Source organism: Pseudomonas izuensis (assembly GCF_002356535.2).
Taxonomy (GTDB): domain Bacteria; phylum Pseudomonadota; class Gammaproteobacteria; order Pseudomonadales; family Pseudomonadaceae; genus Aquipseudomonas; species Aquipseudomonas izuensis.
The window spans coordinates 6028571-6054507 of the sequence record NZ_AP017423.2 but is presented as its reverse complement, the minus strand read 5'-3'; the positions used below and the strand labels follow the sequence as shown (position 1 = coordinate 6054507).

General features: G+C 60.7%; 23 protein-coding genes. 14 read left to right on the top strand and 9 right to left on the bottom strand.

Translation table 11 applies throughout. The features are described from left to right. The first annotated feature begins 24 nt into the window (after positions 1–24). From ribH to LAB08_RS27045, 8 genes are all read left to right on the top strand, one after another. Positions 25–501 carry a 6,7-dimethyl-8-ribityllumazine synthase gene (gene ribH, locus LAB08_RS27080; RefSeq protein ID WP_003228649.1) on the top strand — a complete coding sequence of 159 codons (477 nt, stop codon included), beginning with the start codon at positions 25–27 and terminating at the stop codon, positions 499–501. Beyond that, entirely contained in the window at positions 498–998 is a 501-nt protein-coding gene (gene nusB / locus LAB08_RS27075) for a transcription antitermination factor NusB (RefSeq protein ID WP_095197200.1), read from the top strand. Before ribH ends, nusB begins: the two co-directional genes overlap by 4 nt. A gap of 28 nt (positions 999–1026) precedes the next feature. Continuing rightward, entirely contained in the window at positions 1027–1992 is a 966-nt protein-coding gene (gene thiL, locus LAB08_RS27070) for a thiamine-phosphate kinase (RefSeq protein WP_096514819.1), read from the top strand. Then, positions 1989–2492 (top strand): phosphatidylglycerophosphatase A family protein, encoded by a 504-nt coding sequence (locus LAB08_RS27065; protein ID WP_096514821.1) that lies wholly within the window; start codon positions 1989–1991, stop codon positions 2490–2492. Before thiL ends, LAB08_RS27065 begins: the two co-directional genes overlap by 4 nt. 52 nt (positions 2493–2544) lie before the next feature. Next, positions 2545–3282, top strand: coding sequence for a substrate-binding periplasmic protein (locus tag LAB08_RS27060; RefSeq protein WP_096514823.1), 738 nt, complete (start codon positions 2545–2547; stop codon positions 3280–3282). 248 nt (positions 3283–3530) lie between these two features. Continuing rightward, positions 3531–4148: a GTP cyclohydrolase II gene (ribA, locus tag LAB08_RS27055; protein WP_044465292.1), complete on the top strand. Its 618-nt coding sequence runs from the start codon at positions 3531–3533 to the stop codon at positions 4146–4148. Continuing rightward, on the top strand, positions 4145–4564 hold the full coding sequence (locus tag LAB08_RS27050) for an MFS transporter (protein WP_096514824.1): 420 nt from the start codon (positions 4145–4147) through the stop codon (positions 4562–4564). The genes ribA and LAB08_RS27050 overlap by 4 nt, the downstream gene beginning before the upstream one ends. After that, entirely contained in the window at positions 4564–5364 is an 801-nt protein-coding gene (locus tag LAB08_RS27045; protein WP_096514826.1) for a cobalamin-binding protein, read from the top strand. The genes LAB08_RS27050 and LAB08_RS27045 overlap by 1 nt, the downstream gene beginning before the upstream one ends. 502 nt (positions 5365–5866) lie before the next feature. On the opposite strand, the gene LAB08_RS27040 is transcribed toward LAB08_RS27045, so the two are convergent. The 4 genes from LAB08_RS27040 to LAB08_RS27025 all read right to left on the bottom strand — a co-directional run bounded on the left by LAB08_RS27040 (position 5867) and on the right by LAB08_RS27025 (position 10985). After that, a complete protein-coding gene (locus LAB08_RS27040; protein ID WP_096514828.1) occupies positions 5867–7750 on the bottom strand; it encodes a TonB-dependent receptor domain-containing protein in 1884 nt (627 codons plus the stop codon). 118 nt (positions 7751–7868) lie between these two features. Further along, entirely contained in the window at positions 7869–9767 is a 1899-nt protein-coding gene (dxs, locus tag LAB08_RS27035) for a 1-deoxy-D-xylulose-5-phosphate synthase (protein WP_096514830.1), read from the bottom strand. 91 nt (positions 9768–9858) lie between these two features. After that, on the bottom strand, positions 9859–10746 hold the full coding sequence (ispA, locus tag LAB08_RS27030; RefSeq protein WP_096514832.1) for a (2E,6E)-farnesyl diphosphate synthase: 888 nt from the start codon (positions 10744–10746) through the stop codon (positions 9859–9861). After that, positions 10743–10985: an exodeoxyribonuclease VII small subunit gene (locus LAB08_RS27025; protein WP_056743654.1), complete on the bottom strand. Its 243-nt coding sequence runs from the start codon at positions 10983–10985 to the stop codon at positions 10743–10745. Before LAB08_RS27025 ends, ispA begins: the two co-directional genes overlap by 4 nt. 479 nt (positions 10986–11464) lie before the next feature. On the opposite strand from LAB08_RS27025, the gene LAB08_RS27020 reads away from it, so the two are divergent. Genes LAB08_RS27020 through LAB08_RS26995 form a run of 6 tightly spaced genes read left to right on the top strand, consistent with a single transcriptional unit; the run spans position 11465 to position 21632 of the window. Beyond that, entirely contained in the window at positions 11465–12256 is a 792-nt protein-coding gene (locus tag LAB08_RS27020) for a YfaP family protein (protein ID WP_096514836.1), read from the top strand. 35 nt (positions 12257–12291) lie between these two features. After that, a complete protein-coding gene (locus LAB08_RS27015) occupies positions 12292–14004 on the top strand; it encodes a DUF2138 domain-containing protein (protein WP_096514838.1) in 1713 nt (570 codons plus the stop codon). Further along, positions 13974–14642: a DUF1175 domain-containing protein gene (locus LAB08_RS27010; RefSeq protein WP_096514840.1), complete on the top strand. Its 669-nt coding sequence runs from the start codon at positions 13974–13976 to the stop codon at positions 14640–14642. Before LAB08_RS27015 ends, LAB08_RS27010 begins: the two co-directional genes overlap by 31 nt. Next, the gene (locus LAB08_RS27005; RefSeq protein WP_096514842.1) at positions 14639–19198 is read left to right on the top strand and encodes an alpha-2-macroglobulin family protein; all 4560 of its coding nucleotides are present in this window, start codon (positions 14639–14641) and stop codon (positions 19196–19198) included. The genes LAB08_RS27010 and LAB08_RS27005 overlap by 4 nt, the downstream gene beginning before the upstream one ends. A 1-nt stretch (position 19199) precedes the next feature. Beyond that, on the top strand, positions 19200–20819 hold the full coding sequence (locus LAB08_RS27000) for a DUF2300 domain-containing protein (protein WP_096514844.1): 1620 nt from the start codon (positions 19200–19202) through the stop codon (positions 20817–20819). Between the two features lie 3 nt (positions 20820–20822). Further along, on the top strand, positions 20823–21632 hold the full coding sequence (locus LAB08_RS26995) for a YfaP family protein (RefSeq protein ID WP_096514846.1): 810 nt from the start codon (positions 20823–20825) through the stop codon (positions 21630–21632). Between the two features lie 405 nt (positions 21633–22037). On the opposite strand, the gene LAB08_RS26990 is transcribed toward LAB08_RS26995, so the two are convergent. The 5 genes from LAB08_RS26990 to LAB08_RS26970 form a co-directional block, all read right to left on the bottom strand. After that, positions 22038–22784 carry a S24 family peptidase gene (locus LAB08_RS26990; protein WP_096514848.1) on the bottom strand — a complete coding sequence of 249 codons (747 nt, stop codon included), beginning with the start codon at positions 22782–22784 and terminating at the stop codon, positions 22038–22040. Positions 22785–22999: 215 nt separating this feature from the next. Continuing rightward, positions 23000–23527 (bottom strand): inorganic diphosphatase, encoded by a 528-nt coding sequence (gene ppa, locus LAB08_RS26985; RefSeq protein WP_007933577.1) that lies wholly within the window; start codon positions 23525–23527, stop codon positions 23000–23002. Between the two features lie 114 nt (positions 23528–23641). Continuing rightward, positions 23642–24454 carry a M90 family metallopeptidase gene (locus tag LAB08_RS26980; protein WP_096514850.1) on the bottom strand — a complete coding sequence of 271 codons (813 nt, stop codon included), beginning with the start codon at positions 24452–24454 and terminating at the stop codon, positions 23642–23644. Between the two features lie 6 nt (positions 24455–24460). After that, positions 24461–25117 carry a DedA family protein gene (locus tag LAB08_RS26975; RefSeq protein WP_096514852.1) on the bottom strand — a complete coding sequence of 219 codons (657 nt, stop codon included), beginning with the start codon at positions 25115–25117 and terminating at the stop codon, positions 24461–24463. A gap of 296 nt (positions 25118–25413) precedes the next feature. Beyond that, on the bottom strand, positions 25414–25875 hold the full coding sequence (locus LAB08_RS26970) for a GNAT family N-acetyltransferase (protein ID WP_096514854.1): 462 nt from the start codon (positions 25873–25875) through the stop codon (positions 25414–25416). Between the last annotated feature and the right edge of the window lie 62 nt (positions 25876–25937).

Here is a 25937-nt window from a genome sequence, read left to right as displayed (position 1 = left end):
CCGGCTCTTTAAGAGATCTATCGAATGACCCTGAAGACCATCGAAGGTACCTTCATCGCCCCTAAAGGCCGCTACGCTTTGGTAGTGGGCCGTTTCAACAGCTTCGTCGTTGAAAGCCTGGTCAGCGGTGCAGTTGATGCCCTGGTTCGCCATGGCGTGAGCGAAAGCGACATCACCATCATCCGCGCTCCTGGCGCCTTCGAAATCCCGCTGGTTGCGCAGAAAGTCGCTCAGAAAGGCGAGTTCGCGGCAATCATCGCCCTGGGCGCGGTCATTCGTGGCGGTACTCCGCACTTCGAATACGTGGCGGGCGAATGCACCAAGGGCCTGGCCCAGGTGTCCATGGAGTTCGGCGTACCGGTCGCTTTCGGCGTCCTGACCGTTGATTCCATCGAGCAAGCCATCGAACGTTCCGGCACCAAGGCCGGTAACAAAGGTGCCGAAGCTGCCCTGTCCGCTCTGGAAATGGTCAGCCTGCTGGCGCAGTTGGAGGCCAAGTGATTAGCGACGAAAGCGATCGTTTCAACCCGCGCGATCCAAAGCCTGCGGATGCCGGCAAGCCATCGAAAAGCGCCAAGCGTCGCGAAGCCCGTCAGCTCGCGACTCAGGCACTGTATCAATGGCACATGGCCAAGCAGTCGCTGAACGAGATCGAAGCGCAGTTCCGGGTCGATAACGATTTCACCGATGTCGATGGCGCGTATTTCCGCGAAATCCTGCACGGGGTTCCGCAGTTCAAGACCGAAATCGATACCGCACTCAAGCCTTGCCTGGACTTGACCATCGAAGAGCTCGACCCGGTTGAACTGGCGGTTCTGCGCCTGTCCACCTGGGAACTGCTCAAGCGCGTCGACGTGCCATACCGCGTTGTGATCAACGAAGGTATCGAACTGGCGAAGGTCTTCGGTTCCACCGATGGCCACAAGTTCGTCAACGGCGTGCTCGACAAGCTGGCTCCGCGTCTGCGTGAAGCTGAAGTGAAGGCGTTCAAGCGCTGATCGGCGCTTGTAACGTCGGCACGAAGCCATGGGCGAGTTTGAGCTGATCCGCAATTTCTTTGCCGCCGCGCCTTGTGCGCAGGGCGGCGAAGGCGTTGCTCTCGGCATCGGCGATGACTGCGCCTTGCTGGCTGTTCCTCCCGGGGAGCAGTTGGCGATTTCCACCGACACCCTCGTGGCCGGTGTGCATTTCGCAGATCCTTGCGACCCGTTTCTGCTGGGTCAGCGCTCGCTGGCCGTGGCAGTCAGCGACCTGGCCGCCATGGGCGCCACCCCCGTTGCCTTTACCCTTGCCCTGACATTGCCGACGGTGACCGCCGATTGGCTGCAAGCCTATTCCCGTGGTTTGAACCGGATGGCGCAAAGCTGTGGCGTGGCGCTGGTGGGGGGTGACACGACCCGTGGGCCGCTGAGCCTGACCATGACCGTATTCGGACGTGTGCCGGCCGGTCTGGCGCTGACCCGCAGCGGTGCGCAACCGGGCGATCTGCTGTGTGTCGGCGGCGACCTGGGCAATGCCGCCGGTGCCTTGCCATTGGTGCTCGGCCAGCGCACGGCCGAAGCGAGCATTGCCGAACCGTTGCTGGCGCATTACTGGTCGCCGCAACCGCAGCTCGGATTGGGTCAGGCGCTGCGTGGCAAGGCCACCTCGGCCATGGATATCTCCGATGGTCTGCTCGCGGATTGCGGGCATATCGCGCTGGCCTCGAAGGTCGGTATCGAAGTCGAACGGGAGCGTTTGCCGTTGTCCCGGAGCCTGGTCGACTTTCTCGGTCAGTCGGACGCACAGGTTGCGGCCCTGAGCGGTGGCGACGATTACGTCCTGGCCTTCACCTTACCGTCCGTCGAGTTACCGCTGTTGCTGGCCGACGGCTGGCCGATACACGTGATCGGGCAGGTAGTGACGGGGCAGGGCGTGAGGTTGCTGGACGCCGATGGCAAAGACATCACCCCGCAAACCCGGGGCTATCAACATTTTCGGGAGACACCGTGACAGATCACCCCAAACAGGTCCCGGCGGAAAACGTACCGCCGTCGGTCTGGCGCAATCCATGGCATTTCCTGGCGTTCGGCTTCGGCTCGGGCACCTTGCCAAAGGCACCGGGCACCTGGGGGTCGTTAGTTGCGCTACCCTTCATCCCGTTATGGCAGATGTTGCCCGATTGGGGCTACTGGCTGATGCTGGGCATCACCATGCTGTTCGGCTTCTGGCTGTGCGGCAAGGTGGCCGACGATTTGCGGGTGCACGACCATGAAGGCATCGTCTGGGACGAGATGGTCGGGATGTGGATCACCCTGTGGCTGGTGCCGGAAGGTTGGCAGTGGCTGCTGGCGGGTTTCCTGATGTTCCGCTTCTTCGATATTCTCAAGCCGTGGCCGATTCGCTGGATTGATCGGCACGTACACGGCGGTGTCGGGATCATGCTCGATGATGTCCTGGCCGGGGTGTTTGCATGGTTGGCGATGCAGGGACTGATGCGGATTTTCGCCTGACCTGGAGGTCATGAGGCGTTAAGTGGGAGCGCATTAACTGGGAGAACTAAGGATGGCTCGACGCGGGTTGATGGTGCTGGTGTTTGCCGTGTTTTGCTCACTCGTCCACGCGGGGGAGACCGCGACGACACCGTCGGTGATTCACCTGGCCAGCGAAGAGTGGGAAGACTACACCGCCGCTGATGGCCATGGGCTGGGCTGGGACGTACTGCGGCAGGTCTTTGAACCGGCAGGCGTCAAGATCGACATCCGCACCGAACCTTACCTGCGTGCCATGGGGCTGGCCCAGCGCGGCGAAGTGGACGCTTGTGTCGGTTCCTACCGGGGCGAGTCCGACGAATTGCTCTATCCGCACTGGAATTTCGATACCGATCACATCTACGCCCTGGGGCTGGCCAGCAGCCCGGTGCCGACCCCGGAAACCCTGGGCAATTACCGACTGGCCTGGGTACGCGGCTACGATTACCAGGATTACCTGCCCAACATACGCCACTACGACGAAGTGATCCGGCGCACCAGCATCGTCTCGATGCTGACTTACAAACGTGCCGACTTCTACATCGATGCTCTGACCGAAGTCGATTATGTCCTCAATCGGGCCAGGGATCCGTCCCAGTTCCGCCGCACCCATGTCGCCGAATTGCCGCTGTATCTGTGTTTTGCCAAGACGCCCGAAGCTCGCACATTGATGGCCCTGTTCGACCGGCGCATGGAGGAACTGGTGAAAAACGGCGAGCTGAAACCTATTTTCGAGCGCTGGAAACAGCCTTATCCGTTCGATTCGAACTGATCGCAATCTTACGACTGGTGATTAACCCTGTAGGAGTGAGCCTGCTCGCGATGGCGGTGTATCAGCCACATATTCGCCAACTGAAAGTCCGTCATCGCGAGCAGGCTCGCTCCCACAGAGGGCCGGGCAGCCCGAATATCAAACTTTTTGATAGTTATCGCCGATAATTCAGCCTAAGCGCCCGTCGGAACCTGCTGTTACAATGCCGGCCTGCGAATCTTCAGTCTCTTTAGATCAGGAGCACAACGGTGCCTGTCGTTTTTGTCGCCGCTTCCAAGCTGCCAACGCCTTTTGCGCAATTCACCATGCACGGCTTTCTCGATGAAGCTACCGGCCGCGAGCACGTTGTGCTGAGCCTGGGTGAGATCGCCGACGGTGCCCCGGTACTCGGCCGGTTGCATTCCGAATGCCTGACGGGCGATGCCTTGTTCAGCCAGCGTTGCGACTGCGGCTCGCAACTTGAGGCAGCGCTGCAGGCCATCGCCCGTGAAGGCCGTGGCGTGTTGTTGTACTTGCGTCAGGAAGGCCGCGGCATTGGCCTGCTGAACAAGATACGCGCCTACGAATTGCAGGATGGCGGTGCCGACACCGTTGAAGCCAACGAGCGCCTGGGCTTTGCCGCCGACCAGCGCGACTACGCCATGTGCCTGCCGATGCTGGAGCACCTGGGCGTGAAGTCCCTGCGCCTGATGACCAACAACCCGCGCAAGGTCAAGGCCTTGACCGACATGGGTATCGTGGTCGCCGAGCGCGTGCCGTTGCACACCGGTCATAACCCGCACAACAAACTCTACCTGGCGACCAAGGCCAGCAAGCTCGACCACATGATGGGCAACGAACATCAGGGCGAGGTCGACCGGGCGTGACCCGCGGTCAGGTACGGCGGCGGCTGTCCGTCAACTGGTGGCAATACCTGGCGCTGGCCTTGTTGCCGTTGTTCGTGATCAACGGTGTGTTCGGCCAAAGTGAAGCCATCTTGCCGGTGCTGGCGATGCCGTTATTCATCGCCGGTGTCGCTTCGATGTTTGTCAGCCTGAAGTTCTTCGGCGCTTACAAACATGCGTTGATCGCCACCCAGAAAGCCCTCGATACCCCTGAAGAACCCGCCGCGTGGATCAGCCTGGCCGCCAAACGGCGAACGGCGTTCCTCGCCGCCGGCCTGCCGGCGTGGATCGGTGCATTGGCGGTGTTTGTCGGCCTCGAAGCCGTGCCGCTGATGCTGCTGGCGCTGTCGACCCTGGTGCTGTTCTACCTCTACCGCATTCCGCGTCAACTGGGTTGATGCGTCCTGTCTGGCTGGCGTATTTGCTGCTGGCCGCCTGCGGTTCGTCGATGGCGGTCGAGCGGGTGGTCAGCCTCGCGCCATCGCTCTCCGAAATCGTTGTCGAACTGGGCTCCGCCGACCTTCTGGTAGGGGTGCTGGATGCCGGCGAACGTCCCGTCGAACTCAAGAACCTGCCATCCGTCGGTCGCTACGGTCAGTTGGACATGGAACGGCTGCTCAGCCTGAAACCCGATTTGCTGCTGCTCTGGCCCGGCAGTGTTGGCCCTGCCCAGCGCGAACAGCTGAAGCGCTTGAACATCCCCACCTTTGTCGCCGAACCCCACGACTTCGCGCAACTCACCGCACAAATCGAAGCCATTGCCTCGCAACTCGGGCGTCCGGAGCGCGGGACGGCGTTGGCTACCGATTTGCGTCGGCGGTTGGTGGAGCTGCGTCAGCGTTATCGGCGCGATCAGCCGTTACGGGTGTTCTATCAGGTCTGGGATAAGCCGCTTTACACCGTGGGTGGCGGGCAGATCATCAGCGATGCACTGGATGTTTGCGGTGTTCGCAACGTGTTTGCCGATCTGGCGTTGCCGGCTCCGCAAGTCAGTGTTGAGGCGGTGTTACAGCGTAATCCCGAGGTGATTCTGGCCAGTGATCAGGCGCAGCTGGAGGCGTGGAAAGCATGGCCGCAGGTGGCTGCGGTGGTGAGCGGGCAGTTGCTACTGGTCACCGACAAAGGCCTTGAGCGACCGAGTGGGCAGATGATTGAAGCCACGGCCAAGTTGTGCAAATTGATCGCGCCGGAGCGCTAACGCCGAGGTGCTGCCTTCGCGAGCAGGCTCGCTCCCACATTAGATCTGTGAACGACGCAAAATCCCTGTGGGAGCGAGCCTGCTCGCGAAGAGGTCAGCCCATACACCGCAAACTCCGGATCAGATCTGCGGCGTCCACGTCACCCCAAACATCCACGCCCGACCTTCCTCGCGATACCCGAACTGGCTGCCTTCATGGCTGTACAACACCCAGCTGTAATCCTCCCACATTGGATCTGTGAACGACGCAAAATCCCTGTGGGAGCGAGCCTGCTCGCGAAGAGGTCAGCCCATACACCGCAAACTCCGGATCAGATCTGCGGCGTCCACGTCACCCCAAACATCCACGCCCGACCTTCCTCGCGATACCCGAACTGGCTGCCTTCATGGCTGTACAACACCCAGCTGTAATCCTCCCACATTGGATCTGTGAACGACGCAAAATCCCTGTGGGAGCGAGCCTGCTCGCGAAGAGGTCAGCCTATACACCGCAAACTCCGGATCAGATCTGCGGCGTCCACGTCACCCCAAACATCCAGGCCCGACCTTCCTCGCGATACCCGAACTGGCTGCCTTCATGGCTGTACAACACCCGGCTGTAATCCTTGTCCAGCAGGTTATCCACCTTCAATTCCAGCTTGATCTCGCGATTGAGTTCCCAACTGCTGCGTAACCCCAACAAGGCATAGCCACCCAAGGGCTGTTGATTGCTCAAGTCGTCGTAGCTGCGGCTCACCGCTTGCCAACTGGCGCCGAGCCCCAGGCGATCAAACTGCCGATCGACATCCAGACTCAGCGTGCGCCGCGCGCGACGGGCCAGGGTATGCCCCGTTCCCTGGTCCCGCGGGTCGATGATTGCCACACCAAGGTTGCTCTGCCAGCCGAACAGTTCTTGCTTCAGCGCCGCTTCGAAACCGTTGATCCGTGCCGAGGCGACGTTTTCCGGTCGCGAATTACTGCCGAAGATGATCGCGTCTTCCAGGTCCGTTCGGTACAGCGAGGCTTCCAGGCGGCTGTTTTCGGACAATTGACTGCGCCATTGCAACTCGTAGCTTTTCGAGGTTTCGGGCTTCAGGTCCGGGTTGCTGAAGTCCGGGTAGTACAGGTCGTTGAAGGTCGGGGCACGGAAGCCTTCGCTGTAGGTCAGCAGCACATCGTTGTCCGGGTTCAGCGGGAGGGTGAAAGTGCCGCTCCAGCTGTTCTGACCGCCAAATTGCTGGTTCTGGTCGCGGCGCAGGCCAAGTTCTGTGGAGAAGCTGTCGGTCCGGTAGCGATGCTGAATAAACGCCGCTTGGTTCCAGCGACTGTCTTCGTCGAACGCCGTGGTGCTGTTGACCCGGTCTTCATACCAGTCCCCGCCGAGGATCAGGCTGTTGCGTTCATCGAGTGTCAGGTCGTTTTGCCAGCTCACCGAATCGCGGTAAGTGTTGAACACGCTGCGTTCATCGCTGAGCTTATCCAGCGTCTTTTCGCGGTTTTCGCTGTGGCCGAATTCGATGCGGGTTTTCCAGGCGTCGTTAACCCGTGCATCGACATAGCTGCTGACACTGCTCACGTCGAATTCGCTGTAGGGCTGCTGCTGGACTGATTCGAAGGTATCCAGGTCGAAGCGACCAAACGGGTTGTCGAATTCGCTCTTGCCACGGTTATCCAGCAGGTTGGCACCGATTTCGATGTCGTCGGTGAGGGCATGGCTGAGGCTCAGGCTGAACGACTTATTGCGATACGCATCGTGATCGCCATCACTGGGAAACGACTCGCGGGTGCGATTGATCCCGGCGGTCTCATCGAGACTGGCGCCGAGGTTGAAGCGGGTCAACTCATCTCCGCCGGCTAAACCGAGGCTGCGTTCCCAGGTCTGATGGCTGCCAACGCCCACGTGCAGTTGCGGTCGCAAGCCGGGTTCGCTTCCGCGACGGGTGAAGATCTGGATCACGCCGCCGATTGCGTCGCTGCCATAAATCACCGAGCGCGACCCCCGCAGCACTTCCACACGCTCGACCTGTTCGATGTTGATGTGTTGCAGGTTGCTGTCACCGGAGGTCGAGGTGCCGATCCGTTGGCCATCGACCAACACCAGACTTTGTGCCGATTGCGTGCCGCGAATGTAAACCCCCGGCAGACTGCCACGCCCACCGGTTTGCGCAATTTGTACGCCCGGCACGCGACGCAGTAGATCAGTGACGCTGTCCGGTTGCAGCCGATCAATGTCTTCGCGGGTAAACACGGTGTTGGCGGCACTGCTGTCGTTGCGTGCTTCAACCTGGCGATTGGCACTGATCAGCACATCGGGCAGCTTCAAGGCCTGGTCGCGTTCGAAGGTGTCGGCCAGCAGCGGGCCAGCCGGCACCACGGCCAGCGTCAGGATGAGGCGGGAGAGATTCATGGATTATTCGTGTTCATCAAGGACGGCGCGGTCCTTGTAGGAGCTGGCTTGCCAGCGAAGCTGTTGGCGTCCTTACGGGCGCCTTCGCTGGCAAGCCAGCTCCTACAGGAGGGAGGGGTTACAGGTTCAACAGTTGCAGGCGTTCGCGAATCGACGCTTCGATCCCGGCCTCGTCCAGTCCGCACTCGGCCAGCATTTGCGCAGGCTTGGCGTGTTCGACGTAGATGTCCGGCAAGCCCAGGTGCAGCACCGATTTGAGGATGTTTTCCCGGGCGAGGAACTCGCTGACCGCTGCGCCAGCACCGCCCATGATCGCGTTTTCTTCGACGGTCACCAGCAGTTCGTGGCTGGCGGCGATTTCACGCACCAGCGCTTCGTCCAGAGGTTTGACGAAACGCATGTCGACCACAGTGGCATCCAGTGTCTCGGCGACTTTCAGGGCCACGGCCAGTTGCACGCCGAACACCAGCAGGGCGACTTTGCTGCCCTGGCGGCGGACCACGCCTTTGCCGATTTCGATCGGTTCGAGGTTTTTCTCGATGGTCGCGTTCGGGCCGTTGCCGCGCGGATAACGTACCGCGGCCGGGCCTTCATACAAGTGACCGGTGGTGAGCATTTTACGCAGTTCGTTTTCGTCGCTCGGTGTCATCACCAGCATACCGGGGATGCAACGCAGGAACGACAGGTCGAAACTGCCCGCATGGGTCGGACCGTCTTCACCCACCAGGCCGGCACGGTCGATGGCGAACAGCACGTCAAGGTTTTGCACCGCCACATCGTGAACGAGCTGATCGTAACCACGCTGCAGGAACGTCGAATAGATCGCCACCACGGGCTTCGCGCCTTCGCAGGCCATGCCGGCAGCGAGGGTCACGGCGTGTTGCTCGGCAATCGCCACGTCGAAGTAGCGTTTCGGGAAACGCTCGCTGAAAGCCACGAGGTCGGAACCTTCCTTCATCGCCGGGGTGATCCCGACCAGACGCGGATCGGCCGTTGCCATATCGCACAGCCATTCACCGAACACACCGGAATACTTCGGTCCGCTGGCTTTTTTCGGCGCGGCGGCCGGGGCGTCCAGGGGTTCGAGTTTGGTGATGGCGTGGTAACCGATCGGATCGACTTCCGCCGGGGCGAAACCTTTGCCTTTCTTGGTGACGACGTGCAGGAATTGCGGGCCTTTCAGATCGCGCATGTTACGCAGCGTGGCGATCAGGGTCGGCAGGTCGTGGCCATCGATCGGACCGATGTAGTTCCAGCCCAGCTCTTCGAACAGCGTGCCGGGGACCAGCATGCCCTTGGCGTATTCTTCGGTGCGCCGGGCGATTTCCCAGGCACCGGGCAGGCGCGACAGTACTTTCTTGCTGCCTTCGCGCATGCTCGCGTAGGTGCGGCTGGAAAGGATTTTCGCCAGGTAGTTCGACAGACCGCCGACATTGCGTGAGATCGACATGTCGTTGTCGTTGAGGATCACCAGCATGTTGGCGTCCACTTCCGGCGCATGGTTCAGCGCTTCGAACGCCATGCCCGCGGTCAGGGCGCCGTCGCCGATCACGGCAATCGCCTTGCGATCACTGTTTTGCAGGCGGGCGGCAATCGCCATGCCCAGCGCCGCACTGATCGAGGTGCTGGAGTGGCCGACGCCAAAGGTGTCGTACTCGCTCTCGGAACGGCGCGGGAAGGCGGCAACGCCGTCTTTCTGGCGCAGGGTGCCCATGCGCTCGCGACGACCGGTGAGGATCTTGTGTGGATAAGCCTGATGACCCACGTCCCACACCAGCCGGTCGTCCGGGGTGTCGAAAACGTAATGCAACGCGATGGTCAGCTCGATCACGCCCAGGCCGGCGCCGAAATGCCCACCGGTCTGACCGACCGTGTAGAGCAATTCCAGGCGCAACTCATCGGCCAGGGTTTCCAGCTCGGCTTCGCCTAACCGGCGCAGGCCGTCCGGCGTGTTCGCGCGGTCGAGCAGGGGCGTGGTTGGGCGCTTGCGGGGAATCTCATGAAACGTCGTGGGCATCAGGCGAATCGTTATAGGTATAAAAGATGCGGCAGTTTACCTGATGCATCGGTCCCTGCCCACGCGTTGGTCTTTTTTGGCGGATACGCCGTCAGTGACGGCGCTCGACGATATACCGGGCCAGATCGCGCAATGGCTCGGCGGCCGCGTCAAACGGTCGCAGTGCGTGCAGCGCCTGATCGCGCAGTTCCAGGGCGTAGGCCTTGGCGGCGTCGAGCCCGAGCAGGGACGGGTAGGTCGGCTTGTCGCGGGCAATGTCGGCGCCCTGGCGTTTGCCGAGGGTTTCGGTATCGCTTTCGACGTCGAGGATGTCGTCCTGGACCTGGAACGCCAGGCCGATGGCCTGTGCATAAGTCTGCAGGGATTTGAGTTCGTCCTTCTCGGCACGGCCACTGGCCAGGGCACCGAGTGTGACGCTGACTTCGATCAGTGCGCCGGTTTTGTGCCGGTGCATGTATTCGAGGGCTTTCTGATCGAGCTTCAGGCCGACCGAGCCCAGATCGATGGCTTGACCACCGACCATGCCCGCCGGGCCTGCGGCCTGCGCCAGCGCGCTGACCATTTGCAGGCGAATGTCTGCGTCAGCGTTGCTCAGGCGCGGGTCGAGCAGGGCGCTGAAGGCCAGGCTCTGCAAACCGTCGCCGGCGAGGATCGCGCAGGCTTCATCGAATTTCTTGTGGGTGGTGGGTTGGCCGCGACGCAGATCGTCGTCGTCCATCGCCGGCAAATCGTCATGCACCAGCGAATAAGCGTGGATCAACTCCACCGCGCAGGCTGCGCCGTTGGCTTGCTCGGCCTTGCCGCCCAGCGCTTCGCATGCGGCATAGGCCAGCAATGGACGCACGCGCTTGCCACCGTTCATCACGCTGTAGCGCATGGCTTCGTACAGGCGCGCCAGCTCTGGGCTCGGCGCGGTGAACAGGGTTTCCAGGGCGGCGTTGACGCGGACCTGGCTGGTCGCCGAATACGCTGCAATCATTCTGGTTGATCCGCTTCGAAGGGTTCCTCGGCCAACTCGCCATCACGCTCGAGCAGCACCTGAACCTTTTGCTCGGCCTGGGCCAGCGCCGCCTGGCAATCGCGGGTCAGCCCGATGCCTTGCTCGAAAGCGGTCAGCGAGTCTTCCAGCGACAATTCACCGTTCTCCAGACGCTCCACCAGCGTTTGCAGGTCAGCGAGGGACTGTTCGAAATCCAGTGCAGCTTTTTTGCGGGCCATGGCGGCGATTTCCGGTTGACGTTAAACCGGCGCGACACTAGCAGATAGGGGGTTTATGGGCAAATGAGCGGGGTGTTTGCGCCACGTATTACAGGGCGGAACCGGACCTGTCCCTTGTAGGAGCGAGCTTGCTCGCGATGGTGGTCAACGATAACGCGCAAAACCTGATGCGCTGCGGCGCCCTCAGGTTTTTCGCGAGCAAGCTCGCTCCTACAGGAAATAGTCGAACTCGTCGCACGAGTTATTCGGCTCATTTTGTGTGCCGAATACAGTCGCTAATCGGCTCACCGTCCACCCACAACCGTGATACGCGCCGCATTGCAGGATTGATCTGATTGTGAGGTTCCAGCTGAACGTCTAACCTTCGCGCCATCGACGGCCCAATATTCACGGGTCTTTCGGACGAAACGCAGTATCCGGATCTGTAACGCGCCGAGGATCAGGCGCAAGGTTTCGTCATGCATGGCAGGAGGCATCACATGCGTTTATTTCTTTTGCTGCTGATCGGGTTGGCTACCGCGCCCGTGATTTTGGCCGCGCCGAGCGCCGAGTTATCGGAACCGGTGGGCGGCTGGCGCTTCAACGGGTTGCTGGACCGCACGGAAAACCCGCAAGTCGCCTATCCCACGCCGCCCATCGACCGCGGCGTGCAGCGCAATCGCACGATGATCGAGGGTCAGCTCAAGGCCATCGGTACGCAACGCGGCCCCCACACCCTGGCGGTCAATGGCAATCCACTGAACCTGTACACCGACGATCAAGGGCGTTTCGCCCGACCCTATGCCTTCGGCGCCGGTTCCAACAGCGTCGAAGTGCGCAGCGCCGAAGGCCAGTCGCTCAAGCGCGTTCAATTCTTTGAGGCCAACAATTTGCGCACACCCGCGCGAATTCGCGTGGTGTTGGGTTGGGACGATCCCAAAGCCGAACTCGACTTGCACATTATTACCCCTGATGGCCAGCACGCGTTCTGGGCTCACTCGGCGCTGACCAACGGCGGCGGCCTCGACCCGGACGGCGTCGACGGCCCCGGTCCGGAAATGTTCACCATGACCGCACCGCTGCATGGCACTTATCTGGTTTACGTGAACTATTGGGGCAACTTCGGCAGCGGCGGCTATAACTTCGATGAGGCCAGCAACCAGAACGAAGTGATCACTTCTCAGATCAACCTGGTGCTCAACGAAAACACCGTCGACGAAAAACGCGAAACCTTCATCGTGCCCCTGCGCGCGATCGGTGACCTGCTGCTGGTCAAGACTTTCAACTATTGAGCATCCCGCCACACGGATGAAATGGGTTTTTGAACATGAGTGAAAATGCTGCAGCCCCGGCCGCCGAAACGCCCGGTGTCAAACCATCCCGCCGTTGGCCGGCCATAATCGTCGGGCTGTGTCTGGTCGTGGGTGTGGCTGGCGGAATGGGCTGGCTGATGCATAAAAGCAAGACCCCGGCACCGCAACTGGCGGCGGAAAAGCTCGGCATGAGCCGTCCCGATGGCTTGCTGGAAACCCGGTCCCTGAGTCAGTTGCCCAAGGACTTGCTGGCGGTGCCGTTCCTCAAGGAGACCCTGACCGAAGATTTCGTCTTCTATTACGAAACCCACGCCGATCGCCTCGGGCTGATCGGCAGTCTGCGGCGGATCATTTATGAGCATGACCTGAAGTTGCAGGACACCTTGATCGAGCAGTTGTTCGATCAGCCGGCCGATGTGGCGCTGTGGCGCGGGGCCGATGGGCGACTGAAGGATTTCCTGCTGGTGATGGATCGCGGCGGCCTGGCCAAGGTGCTGGAACCGCTGGCGAAAGTGGCGTTGGACGATTCGCAACTGAGCAAGATCGCTGACGTTAAAGTCGGCGCCGATGACGTGGCGCTTTATCAACTCACCTACAACGCCAGCAAGGCGCTGTTGTTCGCTTCCCATGGCGACAAACTGGTGGTGATGTCGAATCCGACCAAGCTTTATGACCCGCAAAGCGGGGTGACGCAGGAGCCGGGCAGTGTCTCGACCCAGGCCATCGCCGCACTGCTGGGCGGCGACAAACTGTTCCCTGAAGCCTTCGGCCTGCCGCCCCGTGCACCGGAGGTCAAGCAGCGGCTGTCGGTCAATGCCAGCGTGTTGGCCATGGGGTATCAGCGTTTTATCCCGAACTTCGCCGGCCTGCGTTTCGACATGGACGACAAAGGCTGGCACAGCTTCCTCGCCATGGACGAACTGGACAATCAGCCGGACTTCGATTTCAAACCGATCTGGCAAGCCATGCCCATGGGTGCCAGCGCTTGTGTGGCCTTGCCCCTGGCCGCCGAACAACAGAAACCGTTGTTGGTAAAACTCGGCGCCGAAGAGAACGTGGCCCAGGCCTTGACCGAACACATGGCCGGTGCGGCCGGCCTGTGCTGGTACGCCGATTCGCGGCTGTACACGCCGTTGCTAGTGGCCAGCCTGAATGACAAAGACAGCGTCAAACGGGATGACGATCTGGGCAAACTGTTTGGCTCGATGGTCGGCGCCTACGAAGGCAATGTCGAAGAGCATGCGTTCCCTGTGGTGGAGAAACAGGAAGGCCAGGTTCATCAGTGGCAGCGCCAGGTCAGTTCCAACTTCGGCCCCTATGCGGCCAAGGACGCCGACGACCCGGACGCGATTACCGGCAAGGCCTTCATGCGCGTGAGCCTGGCCCGTCATGGTTCGACGTTGCTGTTTTCCCTTGATGACAAGCTGGTGGACAAGGCGCTGGGCACCCTCGATAAACGTTTCCCGCCGATGGCCGATGTGGTGCCCAAAGACGTGCTGATGCCAATCTATTTCGGCCCGGACGCCATGGCGCAACTGATGCAACAGGAGACCCTCGACAGCCTGCCTCAGGACATGGAGCCGGTGTTCTACAACGCCGCGCAAACCTGGCTGATCCCGAAACTGCGTACCCTCGGCGGTTACGGCAAGTACGCCCTGACATTGCCCGAGGGCAGCGAACCCGACGGCCATTGGCAATGGCTGCCGCTAATGTGGAAAGCGCTGTGACTGGACTGATCCGAAGCCTGCGCCTGCTGGCGCTGTTGCTGCTGACGGCACCGGCATTGGCCGTCGAAGCACCGGCGCTGGATGTGCAGCAGTCCCAGGTGTTCCGCGCCTGGTTCGTGCGCATCGCCCAGGAGCAACTGAGCCAGGGCCCGAGTCCGCGCTGGTATCAGCAAGATTGCGCCGGGCTGGTGCGCTTCGCCGCCAACGAAGCGCTGAAAGTCCACGACGACAAATGGCTGCGCAGCAACGGTCTGTCCAATCGCTACCTTCCTCCGGAATTGCAACTGAGCGATGCCCAGCGCGGTCTCGCCCAGCAATGGCAGCAGGGCGGCGGCAAGGTCGGGCCGTACGTCAACGCGATCAAGTTGATCCAGTTCAACAGCCATCTGGTCGGCCGTGACGTGGCCCAGGCCCGGCCAGGTGACCTGATGTTTTTCGATCAGGGCGACGACCAGCACCTGATGATCTGGATGGGCCGCTACATGGTCTATCACACCGGCACCACGACCCCCACCGATAACGGCATGCGTTCGGCAAGCCTGCAACAACTCATGACATGGAAGGACACCCGATGGATACCCGATGCAGCCAACCCCAACTTCATCGGCGTCTATCGACTGAATTTTCTCGCCCAATGATCGGTGCCCGCATGCTGCGTTTCCTGCCTCTGCTGTTGCTCCTGGTGTTGCCTTTTTCGACGGTCAGCGCCGAAGACAACGTCGAGCCGAGCGGATATTCGCCCGTGGCCGGTGAAAGTTTTTTCCTGTTGGCCGACAGCAGTTTCGGCAGTGACGAACAGGCCATGGTGCGCCTCGAAGCGCCCGGGCGTGACTACCGCCGATTCCGCATGGAGCCTTACGGCGGTGCCGACATTCGCGTGTACCGCATCGATAAGCCACTGGACTTTCTCAAGCGCCAGAAGAACCTGCACCGCGTGGTCAGCGACGGACAGTTCAAGGGCGAAGGTCTGTCCAACACGCTCGCGTACCTGTGGGACAACTGGTACCGCAAATCCCGTCGGGTGATGCAGCGGGCGTTTTCCTACGAGTCGCGCAAACAAGTCACCGAGCAAGTGCCGGAACTGAAGATGGGCGCCGCTATGGTCGCGCCAACGCCCTACGATGCGCAGCCGCAATTCGCACTGATTCCCGGCCTGCCGGTGGTCAGCCAGTTTCGTTATCCACTGTGGCAAGCCAAACCCATCCAGCCACCCGAGGGTGTCAACCTCGCCGGGTCTTCCAGCGAGTTCGTCAGCGTTGCGCCGGGTAACGTGTATATCCCGTTGGGCAATCTGAAACCGGGCCTGTATCTGGTCGAAGCACTGATCGGCAAGTACCGCGCGACCACCATGGTTTTCGTTTCCAACACAGTGGCCGTGAGCAAGATTACCGGTGACGAATTGCTGGTGTGGGCTGCACGCAAGCACGAGGGCAGTTCGGTGTCCAAGGTCAATGTCCTGTGGACCGATGGCCTGGGCGTGATGAGCAGCGGCGCCACCGATGCCGAGGGGTTGCTGCGGTTGAAACACGTCAGCCCCGAACGTTCGTTCGTGATCGGCGAGGACGAGGAGGGCGGCGTTTTCGTCTCGGAAAACTTCTACTACGACAGCGAAATCTACGACACCAAACTCTACGCCTTCACGGACCGGCCGCTGTATCGGCCGGGGGATTGGGTGTCGCTGAAAATCGTCGGACGCGAATTCAAGAATGCACGGGATTCGGTGCAGCCGGCCGCCGCCGACGTCAACGTGACCGTGCTGGATGCGACCGGTACGGCGCTGCAAACTCTCGATTTGAAGCTCGACTCCAAGGCTGGTACTCAGGGCCGTTTCCAGTTGCCCGACAATGCCGTAGCCGGTGGTTATGAGCTGCGCTTGAGCTATAAGGATCAGGCCTACAGCAGTGCCTTTCGCGTGGCGGAATACATCAAGCCGCACTTCGAGATTTCGCTGAACCTGGCCAAGCAGGACTACCGCACCGGCGAGGCGGTGAAAGGCAATCTGGTGCTGCTGTACCCGGACGGCAAGCCGGTGGCCAACGCCAAACTCAGTCTGAGCCTGCGCGCCCAGCAACTGTCGATGGTCGACAACGAGCTGCAATACCTCGGGCAATTCCCGGTGGAGCTGACCAGCACCGAACTGACTACCGACGCCAAGGGCAACGCCACCCTCGACCTGCCGGCCGCCGAGAAACCGAGCCGTTACATGCTCACCGTGTTCGCCAGTGATGGCGCCGCCTACCGGGTCAAGACCACCAAGGAAATCCTCATCGATCGCGCTGCGGCGAACTTTCGTTTGAGCGCACCGCAGCGCTTCAGTGCGGTGGGCGACAAGGTTGCATTCAGCTACGCCAATGAAAGCGAGCAAGCCGAAACGGTCGCGCCGAGCAGTTACGGTTGGGTTCGCCTGGAAGATCAGAGCACCGGTGAAGGCAAACTGACGGCGACCGATAAAGGCTTCACCCTGGCTTTCGAGCGCCCGGGCACTTACAACCTGACGCTCAGGGATGACCACGGTCGAACCCTGGGCGCTACCGGGCATTCCGTCACCGGCGATGGCGTCAAAGCAGCGCCAGGCACCGTGGAAATCGTCCTCGACAAGCCCGAATACAAGGCGGGCGATGAAGCGCTGGCGCTGATCACGTTCCCCGAGCCGATCAGCGATGCACTGCTGTCGCTGGAGCGCGACAAGGTCGAGGCCACCGCACTGCTCTCCAAGGGTGGCGACTGGCTGAAGATGGAAAAACTCAGCGACACCCAATACCGCGCCCGCATTCCGGTGAAGGAGAACTTTGCGCCGAACCTGACGTTCTCGGTGCTGTACACCAAGGGCGGCCAGTACAGCTTTCAGAACGCCGGGATCAAGGTGATTACCCCGCAAATTGACGTTGCCATCGCTACCGACAAGGACACCTATCAACCCGGTGACACAGTGTCCGTGGACTTGACCACGCAGTTCGCCGGCAAGCCGGTCCCCGCGCATCTGACGGTCAGCGTGGTCGACGAAATGGTCTACGCGCTGCAACCGGAAGTGGCGCCGACCATCGACCAGTTCTTCTACCACCCACGACGCAACAACGTGCGCACCAGTGCCAGTCTGTCGTTCATCAGCTATGACGTCGCGTTGCCGGGCAGCCCTGGGGCACCGGGCAAGGCCAATCGCAGCGAACGTGGGGTGAAAGTGCTGGAGCGGCCGCGTCGTGAAGATGTGGACACCGCCGCGTGGCAACCGGAGCTGGTGACCGACGCCAATGGCAAAACCCGCTTCACCTTCAAGATGCCGGACTCCCTGACCCGCTGGCGCATCACCGTCCGGGCCATCGCCGATGACGGCGCAGTGGGGCAGAGGAAGCAGTTCGTGCGCTCGGAAAAACCGCTGTACCTCAAATGGAGCGGACCGAACAAATTCCGCACAGGGGATAAACCGGACCTTGGCGTGTTCGCGTTCAGTCAGGCGCAAAGCCCGGTCAAGGCTGAACTGGTGATTCATTACGTGGGCACTGATCAGCGTGTTCCCGTCACGCTGAACAGCGGCATCAATTACATCCCGTTGCCGGCGTTCGCGCTGACCAATGGCGAATGGACAGCCGAGCTGGTGCAGGACGGCAAGACCGCCGATGCCTTGGCAGTGCGTTTGACCGCGTCCGGTGAAGGTTGGCAGGTCACGCAAAGCCAAAGCCTGGACGTGGCCAGTGGTGATACGCCACTGAGCTTGCCGGCAGACGCCACGGGCATCCGCCTGCGTCTGGATGACAGTCCGCAAGCGCTGTTCCGCTCGGCGCTCGATGATCTGCTGAGCTATCCGTATGGCGGTGTCGAGCAGACCGCCAGTCAATTACTGCCGCTGAGCATCGCCTATCCGACGTTGTCGTCGAACCCGCAGATTCGCGATCGCTTGCGCCTGATCATGCAGAACAGCCGCTTGCGCCTGGTGCAAATGGCCGGGCCTTCGGCGAGTTTCACCTGGTGGGGCATGGACGGCGAGCCGGATGCGTTCCTCACCGCCTACGCGTATTACGCCGACTGGCACGCGAGCAAAGTGCTGGAGCTGAGCCTGCCACCGGAGCATTGGCTGCGGGTGCTGGAGGTTTACGCCAAGCAGTCGAAAAACACGCCGCTGTTGCAGCGTGCGCTGATCCTGTCGTTCGCCAGGCAGATGCAACTGCCGGTGAATACCTTGCTCAGTGGTTTGATGGAGGATCTGGCGAAAGCGGGCGAGGGCAACGCCGCGAATCTGATGGAGGATGGCGAAGACAGCCTCGTCATGAGCGATCCGGATTCAGCGCTTGGTTTGGCGGCGGCTCGGGTGTTGACCGCCTCTTTGGCCAAGCAATCGAAAGTTACCGCGCCGGACGCATTCACTCGGCAAATGCCCGACGCGCAGCAGCGATTGGCCGTCAGTTCCCAGCCATTTGCAGAGGCCTTGAACCTGTCGTTGCAACCCTTCGATCAGGCTCGCGCGACATCGCTGTTGCAGCGCTTGCTCCCGCAACAATCGACGCTGGAACGCGCATTGGCGCTGACCTGGTTGCAACGCAGCATCGAACAGGCCTCGCCCACCCTCGCGCTGGCGCCCGGTGAAGGCTGGAAGAAAAAACACGGTGATACCGGTGAGATGTACTGGACATGGGAAGGGGCTTCGCCCGTGCCTGCGGTGTTGTCGTTGACCGGGACACAAGAGCGGCCGCTGCGAGCCGCGTTGAGTTTCCAGACCCGGCAGCCGCCGGTGGAGCCGATGGCCGTCAGCATCACCCGACGCCTGTCGCGACTGGTGCCGGGTGACGAAGCCTTCACCTTCAAGCTGGAACCGGTCGGCGCCACGCCGTTGTCCAGCGACAGCCTGTATCTGGATGAAGTGATCCTCACCGGCAAGGCGGCCAGACCATTGCGCTACGGTCTGCTCGAAGTGCCGCTGCCTCCGGGCGCCGATGTCGAGCGCACCACCTGGGGTATCAAGCTCATGGGTAAGGCGGGCACCGAGCCGACGGCACTGGAAAAGGCCCGTTTCGAACCGGGGCAACTGGCCTACGCGGTGCCGGTGGATGCGCTGAGCGGTGAATTGCGGCTTCGGCATCTGGTGCGTTTCTCGCAGAAGGGCCAGTTCAATTTGCCGCCAGTGCGTTTCACCCAGGTGTATGCGCCACAGCATCAGGCTCAGGAACAGAAACCGGCGTTCGGTCAGGTCACGGTCCACTGACATGTTCCGGCCTCTGGTCTGCCTGTTGCTGTGTTTGATCCCTGTGCTGACCCTGGCGCAGGACGAACCGTTACGTCTGGCATTCAAAGGTGAGCTGTTGTCGTTGAGCCGTACACAGCTGCTGGCCCGCGAACCGCTGCCCGACACCTTGCAGGCACCGCTGGGCAGTGTGTGGAAGCTGTTTGTGTATGGCTGGCTGGTGGACACCGGCGCCCGTGAGCCGGCTTATGAATGTCGCGGGCAGTCGAAAGAGGAAGTGTATTGCTGCACTGCGGGAGGCAAGATCGAGCGGGATCAGGCGTTGGTGAAATCCTGCGGGTTGTATTTTGACCCGGCGCGCCTGGGCATTACCGATGCAGATTGGCGGACGTACTGGCAAGCGCGGCAGGCGCCGCCGTGGTTATTGAATGTGCGGTCGTTGCAGCCTGCTACCCGTGTTTCGGTCGCGGAGTTGTTGCGCATGCTGGCGGTGATGCCGGCGCAGGAACAGGCGCGACGGGTGCTGCTCGACGTGATCCTCAACGCCGCTGACGGCAACGTCGTGGGCGAGCTCGGCAGCCGGTTGCGAGTGAAGACCTGGAGCTGGCTGGGGGATCAGGATGTTGCGTCGCGTCAGGGCGGGTTCGCGGGCTGGACGGCGGACGGCTCGCCGATCTGGGCGGGTGGACGCGGGACCAGTCAGCGGGTTTTGCGCGATTATGCTGCGGCGTTATCGGCAGTCGTGCCTGTTGAGTGGCCCGCAGACGCGGGACGTTGTGTTGAAGTCAGCCTGTTCTCCCGCTATCCACTTGAACGGGTATTGTCGGGAAGCAGCGAAGTGCCGTCGGGGCCGTTGCGGGGCGACTATCGTGTCGAGTTCGCCAACGGCAATCAGCTGAATATCCACAGTGACGGCGAGCTTTTTTTACTCCAGGGCAAACTAGTCGCCCGCCTGGATCGTGAAGAATATGTCGCCCGCGTGCTTCAGCGAGAAGCGACCCCCGAGCCCGTCGAGGCCGCCAAAGCCCTGGCCGTGGCCATCCGCACCTACCTGCTGCAAAACGCCACGCGCCACGGCGACTGCCTGAGCATCGACGACAGCAGCCAGCGCCAGCGGGTCGCCCCCCGTCCGGCTTCTGCTGAAGCGCGCAATATCGCCGCCTGGACCAGCGATCTGGTGCTGGCCGGCAGCAGTGTTACCTACCATTCCGATCAACCCGGGCCGGACAAGCTGTCCTGGCAGCAAGCCGTCGAGCAGGCCAGCGCCGGCCAACGCTACGACACCATTCTGCTGCACGCTTATCCACGCGCCAGCCTCAGCCGTTGGGACAATCCGGTCGCTTCCTGCGAAGCACTGCCTGCCGCACAGGACTGGCTGCAGAAACAGCGGCGCAGTTGGCGCCCGACGCTGGAAAGTGAAACCGGCTACAACGAAGTCAGCACGTTCGCCGTCTGCCGCCTGACCTTCGGTCGGCCCTATGTCGACCGTGAACGCCAGCGTATCTACGTGCGTGGCGTGCTCTCGCTGCAAGACCGCCTCGACCTGACCCACGAATACCTGCACCTGGCCTTCGAAGCACACCCCAATGGCCAGGATGAAACCTACATCGAAGGGCTCGCCCGCCACCTTTTGCTGGAATAGACCATGACACTCCGTTATCCACAGGTCTTGCTGTTGCTCTGTTCGTTGTTGGCGCTGCCGCTGGCAATGGCGCAAGGCGTCAAACTCGACACCCCGGTCGGTGGCTGGCGCACCGGCGCGCCCGACGGCGAGGGCGAAAGCTTCCGCCAGACCGTCAATTACCCGGCCTCTTCGGTCAACACCCCGGCAGGACAGGCCAACACCGCGCGCATCAGCGGCCAGATCAAAGCCACCCCCAAGACCAACGACCCCGGCCGGCTGATCGTCAACGGCGTCAGCATGCCACTGAAAATCGACCCCGCCGGCCGCTTCGATCGACCGTTCTCATTCCCCAACGGCAGCAACAGCGTCGAAATCCGCAGCCCTGACGGCCAACAACGCCAACGCACGCAATTCCTGAACGCCAGTAGTGGAGCCACCCCCGCCAAGTTGCGAGTGCTGCTGGCCTGGGACAGCGACGGCACGGACCTGGACCTGCACCTCATCACCCCCGACGGTGCGCACATCTGGTACGGCGACCGCGTCGCCCCCAACGGCGCTGCACTCGATGTCGACGTCACCACCGGCTACGGCCCGGAAATCTTCGCCATGCCGGCACCGATCAAAGGGCAGTATCTGGTGTATGTGAACTACTTCGGCGGAGGCTATCGCAGTGATGAAGAAGGGCAGGAGGAGGCGGTGCAACCGTTGACCACGGCGCAGGTGACGGTGATTACCGAGGAGGGGACGCCGAGCGAGAAGATGGAAACATTCCTGGTGCCGATGCGGGCGGTGGGGGAGTTGACGTTGGTTAAGGGGTTTAGTTATCCGTGACTGAAACTCTCGGATAACGACTTATTTCCAGGCATTAAAAAGCCGGCTTGTGGCCGGCTTCTCGGGGACTGGCTTGGTTTATTTTTGGTAAACCGCGCCAGCCTTCAAAACGTACACCCGGATCTTGCGTCCGGCTGTGGGACTCGGCGAGAAAATCATCTGCCTGGTCGGTGCGATCTGAGCCGCGTGGCGGGTCGATGCGCAAATGTGGGGCGCAGCATACTGATTTTTTTGGGAAATTCCCAGCTTGGTGTGTGGGGTAGGGCTTTCTGGTGAGCTGCGAGTCCTGTGGCACCCCTGACTTTCATGGTGAATTTTCCATTGCATTCGCGGGCAAGCCACGCTCCCACAGGTATTGCATGATCCTGTGGGAGCGTGGCTTGCCCGCGATGAAACGCCTCGGAGTCACAGAAACGGCACTGGCGGCCTGCGTTTGTTCAGCGTTGACCACCAGAACACCCAGCCCAATACCCTGATGTTCTGTTCTTCGATTTGCGCGGGCCTGAAGATTTCATCCGGGTGTTCTGCGCGGTTATGGCTGCGCAATCGCAGTGCATTGCCCGGCATTCGGTGCAGGTATCTGATGCGTAGCATGCCGTCATGTTCGATGGCGTAGATTTCGCCATCCACAATCTGGGTCAGGCCACGGTCGATGGCCAGGGTAGAACCATCTTCTATGCGTTCGGCCATGCTGTTGCCGATCATGTGGATGCAGATCGCATCGGCGTGGTTGATCTCCAGGGAGTCGAGGTGGCTGCGGGGCAGTCGGATTGATTGGCCTGGGTCTTCGACGACGTGGGTTTTGCCGGAGCCGGGGGCTGTGGCGGTTTCCTTGTAGAGGGGGAGTTCGACGTCGGTGGGCTCGATAACCGTGTAAACGCCGCGAATGGCCTGTGCGTCGAAGGTATTGCCGGATTCGTCGTGCAGACGCAGGTGCGTGGCGTCCTTCGGGCCATCGCCTGTTTTCAGCCATTCACTGTTGACGGACAGTTTTCTGGCGACTTCTTCCATGCAGTGGGCGGGCACACCACGGGTGAACCAGTTATGGACATTTTGCGGGGCCGTATTCAGGAAATCGGCAAACCCGGTTGTCGTGATGTTGGCTAATCCAAGGAGCGCTTTGAATCGAGGGCCGCTAGTGTTCTTTTTCATAAACACGAGTCTACTGGCGCGGTATAAGGCTTTGAATAAACGAACCGTTCAAATTTCGAGGGAAATTTACGACCGGATGTAAGACGTTCTTGAGGAAAATTAAACAAGAAAACACCAAAACAAGCCCTATTAAACAAGGTGTTTAAGTGATGCTTTTCAAGCACCCACAAAAAACCCCGGATCACCGGGGTTTTTCTTGAAGCTTGCGGCTGCTTTTAGCCTTTATAGGCAGCAACCGACTTGGTGATCGCAGCACGGGCGGCGTCTGCGCCGTCCCAGCCTTCGATCTTGACCCATTTGCCTTTTTCGAGATCTTTGTAGTTCGCGAAGAAGTGCTCGATCTGCTGAATCAGCAGGGCTGGCAGATCGGTGTATTCCTTCACGTCGACGTACAGCTGGGACAGCTTGTCGTGTGGAACAGCGATGACTTTGGCATCGCCGCCGCCGTCGTCGGTCATGTTCAGGATGCCGACCGGACGGGCGCGGATCACAGAGCCTGGAGCAACTGGGTAAGGGGTCACGACCAGCACGTCCAGGGGATCACCGTCGTCAGCCAGGGTGTTCGGGATGTAACCGTAGTTGGCCGGGTAGAACATTGGGGTGGCCATGAAACGGTCAACGAACAGGCAATCGCTGTCTTTGTCGATTTCGTATTTGATCGGCGCGTGGTTGGCCGGGATCTCGATCGCGACGTAGATGTCGTTCGGCAGGTCTTTGCCAGCCGGAATCTTGCTGTAGCTCATTGGGCGTTGCCCCCGTTAGTTGACCAAAAACACTTGGCCGGATTGACCAAAAAGTGGCGGCGATTATAGGCATATTCCTGTGTCGACGCCACGTACCAGAAGTCGTGTACAACCTTAGTCGTGCGCTTGATAGACCGGGTCCGTGGCCTGAAGTTGCCTCAGGCGGCCCAGCGGATCTTGCCGGTAAAAAAGCTTCAGTTGTGCGTACACCTGCGGATAAGCCTCGTGCAGCAAATCCGGGGCGCTGAAGAAGTACTCGCTGGTGACGGCGAAAAACTCGGCGGGATTTTCGGCGGCATACGGATCGATGGCGGTCTCGGCGTCCGGATTGCGTTCCAGTTGCCGGTCGAGGTCTTCGTAGGCGTGCTGCATGACCCTGGCCCAGTCGCTGACCCGCATATCGGCGTGCAGCGGCGGCAAGCCATTGGCGTTGCCGTTGAGCATGTCGAGTTTGTGCGCCAGTTCGTGGATCACCAGGTTGTAGCCTTCCCAGCCACCACTGGCCATGACGCCGGGCCAGGCGAGGATGATCGGCCCCTGTTGCCAGGCTTCGCCGCTGTGTTCGCCGTCCCATTCGTGCTCGACGCCGCTGGCATCGCGATGACGCTGCGGACTGAGAAAATCGTCTGGGTAGAGAATGATTTCGTGAAAACCCTGGTACCAATTCAGATCGCCCAGGTGCAGCAATGGCAATTGCGCCTGCGCGGCCAGCAGCAGGCGTTGTTCCTGATGCAGTTCGACACCGGGCAGGGCGGTCAGGTGCTTGTCTTGCAGAAACAGCACGCAGGCCTGGCGCAGCCATTGGTCTTCGGCGGCGCTGAGACCATCAAGAAAACTCAGATGGTGGCGCACCCGTTGCCACATGTCATCGGCAATCGGGTGCCTGGCCAGGGTGCGCCGGCGTCGCCAGGCACTGAGTGACCACATGCCGAATCAGCGCGTTTCGGCTTTAGAGTTCGAACTGCCAATGCGGCTGCGGATGAAGCCGATGATCATTGGCAGCATTGAAACCAGAATGATGCCGACCACCATCAGTGACAGGTTTTTCTTGATGAACGGTACGTTACCGAAGAAATAGCCGAGGGTGACAAGGCCCCCCACCCACAGGATGGTGCCGAATACGCTGAAGGCGAAGAATCGTGGGTAAGGCATTTTCCCTACGCCGGCGACGAACGGCGCAAAGGTGCGGATGATCGGCAGGAAACGCGCCAGGGTCACGGTTTTGCCACCGTGCTTGTCATAAAAGTCGTGGGTTTGTTGCAGGTAGTCGCGACGGAAGATCTTCGAATTCGGGTTGCGGAACAATCGCTCGCCGGCCGTTCGTCCGATGAGGTAGTTGGTGCTGTCACCCAGAATAGCCGCGAGCATCAGCAGGCCGCCCAGCAACACCGGGTCCATGCCGCCCCCGGCTGCAACAGCGCCGGCGATGAATAGCAGCGAGTCGCCCGGCAGGAAGGGCATGACCACCAGGCCGGTTTCACAGAAGATCACCAGAAATAGAATGGCGTAAATCCAGGCCCCATAGTTGTTGACCAGCATATCGAGGTAAACATCGAGATGCAGGATTAGATCGAGCGGGTTGAAATCCATGGAGGGCACCTGTGATGACGGCCCGACTCGGCAGGCCTGTGCGGTTGACTTCGAGTAAGGCTACAGACGGGTGTAGTTTTTCTTACACGTCGGGAAGATCGGAATTATACGATCTGGAAAGTGAAAAACGCGTCGAGATTGTAGCGGGGGATGTCCAAGGGGTATTTGGCAGTCTGATGACAATTAATAACCCCGAAACCTGTAGGAGCGAGCCTGCTCGCGATGGTCGTGAACGATAAGTGGTGTTCTCGGGATCATCGCGAGCAGGCTCGCTCCCACAGGGGGCGGGTGAAGCGCTACAGCTCGTCGCTGATCGGCAACACGTAGTTCTTGAACTCGGTGTCTTCCTTGAAGCCAATGGATTCGTAGGTTTTTCGCGCAACTTGGTTGTTGCTGCTGGTGGAGACACGCATGCGCACGGCATTGGTTTCCTTGGCCATTTTCTTCGCGGTGCGAATCAGATGGTCGGCCACCAGCTGGCGGCGGGCGTCTTCGGCGACATAAATGTCATTGAGGATCCAGACGCGTTTGAGTGATAGCGACGAGAAGCTCGGGTACAGCTGACAGAAACCCATCAGTTTGTTGTCGTCCTCATCGGACAAGGCCAGGTAGATCACCGATTCCTTGCGACGCAGGCGTTTTTCGAGGAACGCCCGGGACGAGTCCGGATACGGCAGGGAACCATAAAACTCGCGATATTTGACGAACAACGGGGTCAGCAAATCCAGGTGTTCGAGGGTCGCTTGAATAATCCGCATGGTAGGTCTCGTCTTCAAGTGGCTGTCTTGCGTGCTTTGACGGCGACGGGAAACCCTGGCGG

Excerpts from the sequence above, each read along its gene's own strand:
- LAB08_RS26990 (WP_096514848.1), bottom strand. The coding sequence starts at position 22,784 with ATGAAAAAGAACACTAGCGGCCCTCGATTCAAAGCGCTCCTTGGATTA.
- LAB08_RS27040 (WP_096514828.1), bottom strand. The coding sequence starts at position 7,750 with ATGAATCTCTCCCGCCTCATCCTGACGCTGGCCGTGGTGCCGGCTGGC.
- dxs (WP_096514830.1), bottom strand. The coding sequence starts at position 9,767 with ATGCCCACGACGTTTCATGAGATTCCCCGCAAGCGCCCAACCACGCCC.
- LAB08_RS27005 (WP_096514842.1), top strand. The coding sequence starts at position 14,639 with ATGATCGGTGCCCGCATGCTGCGTTTCCTGCCTCTGCTGTTGCTCCTG.
- thiL (WP_096514819.1), top strand. The coding sequence starts at position 1,027 with ATGGGCGAGTTTGAGCTGATCCGCAATTTCTTTGCCGCCGCGCCTTGT.
- ispA (WP_096514832.1), bottom strand. The coding sequence starts at position 10,746 with ATGATTGCAGCGTATTCGGCGACCAGCCAGGTCCGCGTCAACGCCGCC.
- LAB08_RS27020 (WP_096514836.1), top strand. The coding sequence starts at position 11,465 with ATGCGTTTATTTCTTTTGCTGCTGATCGGGTTGGCTACCGCGCCCGTG.
- LAB08_RS27010 (WP_096514840.1), top strand. The coding sequence starts at position 13,974 with ATGGCTGCCGCTAATGTGGAAAGCGCTGTGACTGGACTGATCCGAAGC.
- LAB08_RS26970 (WP_096514854.1), bottom strand. The coding sequence starts at position 25,875 with ATGCGGATTATTCAAGCGACCCTCGAACACCTGGATTTGCTGACCCCG.
- LAB08_RS27000 (WP_096514844.1), top strand. The coding sequence starts at position 19,200 with ATGTTCCGGCCTCTGGTCTGCCTGTTGCTGTGTTTGATCCCTGTGCTG.
- LAB08_RS26980 (WP_096514850.1), bottom strand. The coding sequence starts at position 24,454 with ATGTGGTCACTCAGTGCCTGGCGACGCCGGCGCACCCTGGCCAGGCAC.
- LAB08_RS26995 (WP_096514846.1), top strand. The coding sequence starts at position 20,823 with ATGACACTCCGTTATCCACAGGTCTTGCTGTTGCTCTGTTCGTTGTTG.
- LAB08_RS26975 (WP_096514852.1), bottom strand. The coding sequence starts at position 25,117 with ATGGATTTCAACCCGCTCGATCTAATCCTGCATCTCGATGTTTACCTC.
- LAB08_RS27015 (WP_096514838.1), top strand. The coding sequence starts at position 12,292 with ATGAGTGAAAATGCTGCAGCCCCGGCCGCCGAAACGCCCGGTGTCAAA.
- ppa (WP_007933577.1), bottom strand. The coding sequence starts at position 23,527 with ATGAGCTACAGCAAGATTCCGGCTGGCAAAGACCTGCCGAACGACATC.
- LAB08_RS27045 (WP_096514826.1), top strand. The coding sequence starts at position 4,564 with ATGCGTCCTGTCTGGCTGGCGTATTTGCTGCTGGCCGCCTGCGGTTCG.
- LAB08_RS27060 (WP_096514823.1), top strand. The coding sequence starts at position 2,545 with ATGGCTCGACGCGGGTTGATGGTGCTGGTGTTTGCCGTGTTTTGCTCA.
- LAB08_RS27025 (WP_056743654.1), bottom strand. The coding sequence starts at position 10,985 with ATGGCCCGCAAAAAAGCTGCACTGGATTTCGAACAGTCCCTCGCTGAC.
- ribH (WP_003228649.1), top strand. The coding sequence starts at position 25 with ATGACCCTGAAGACCATCGAAGGTACCTTCATCGCCCCTAAAGGCCGC.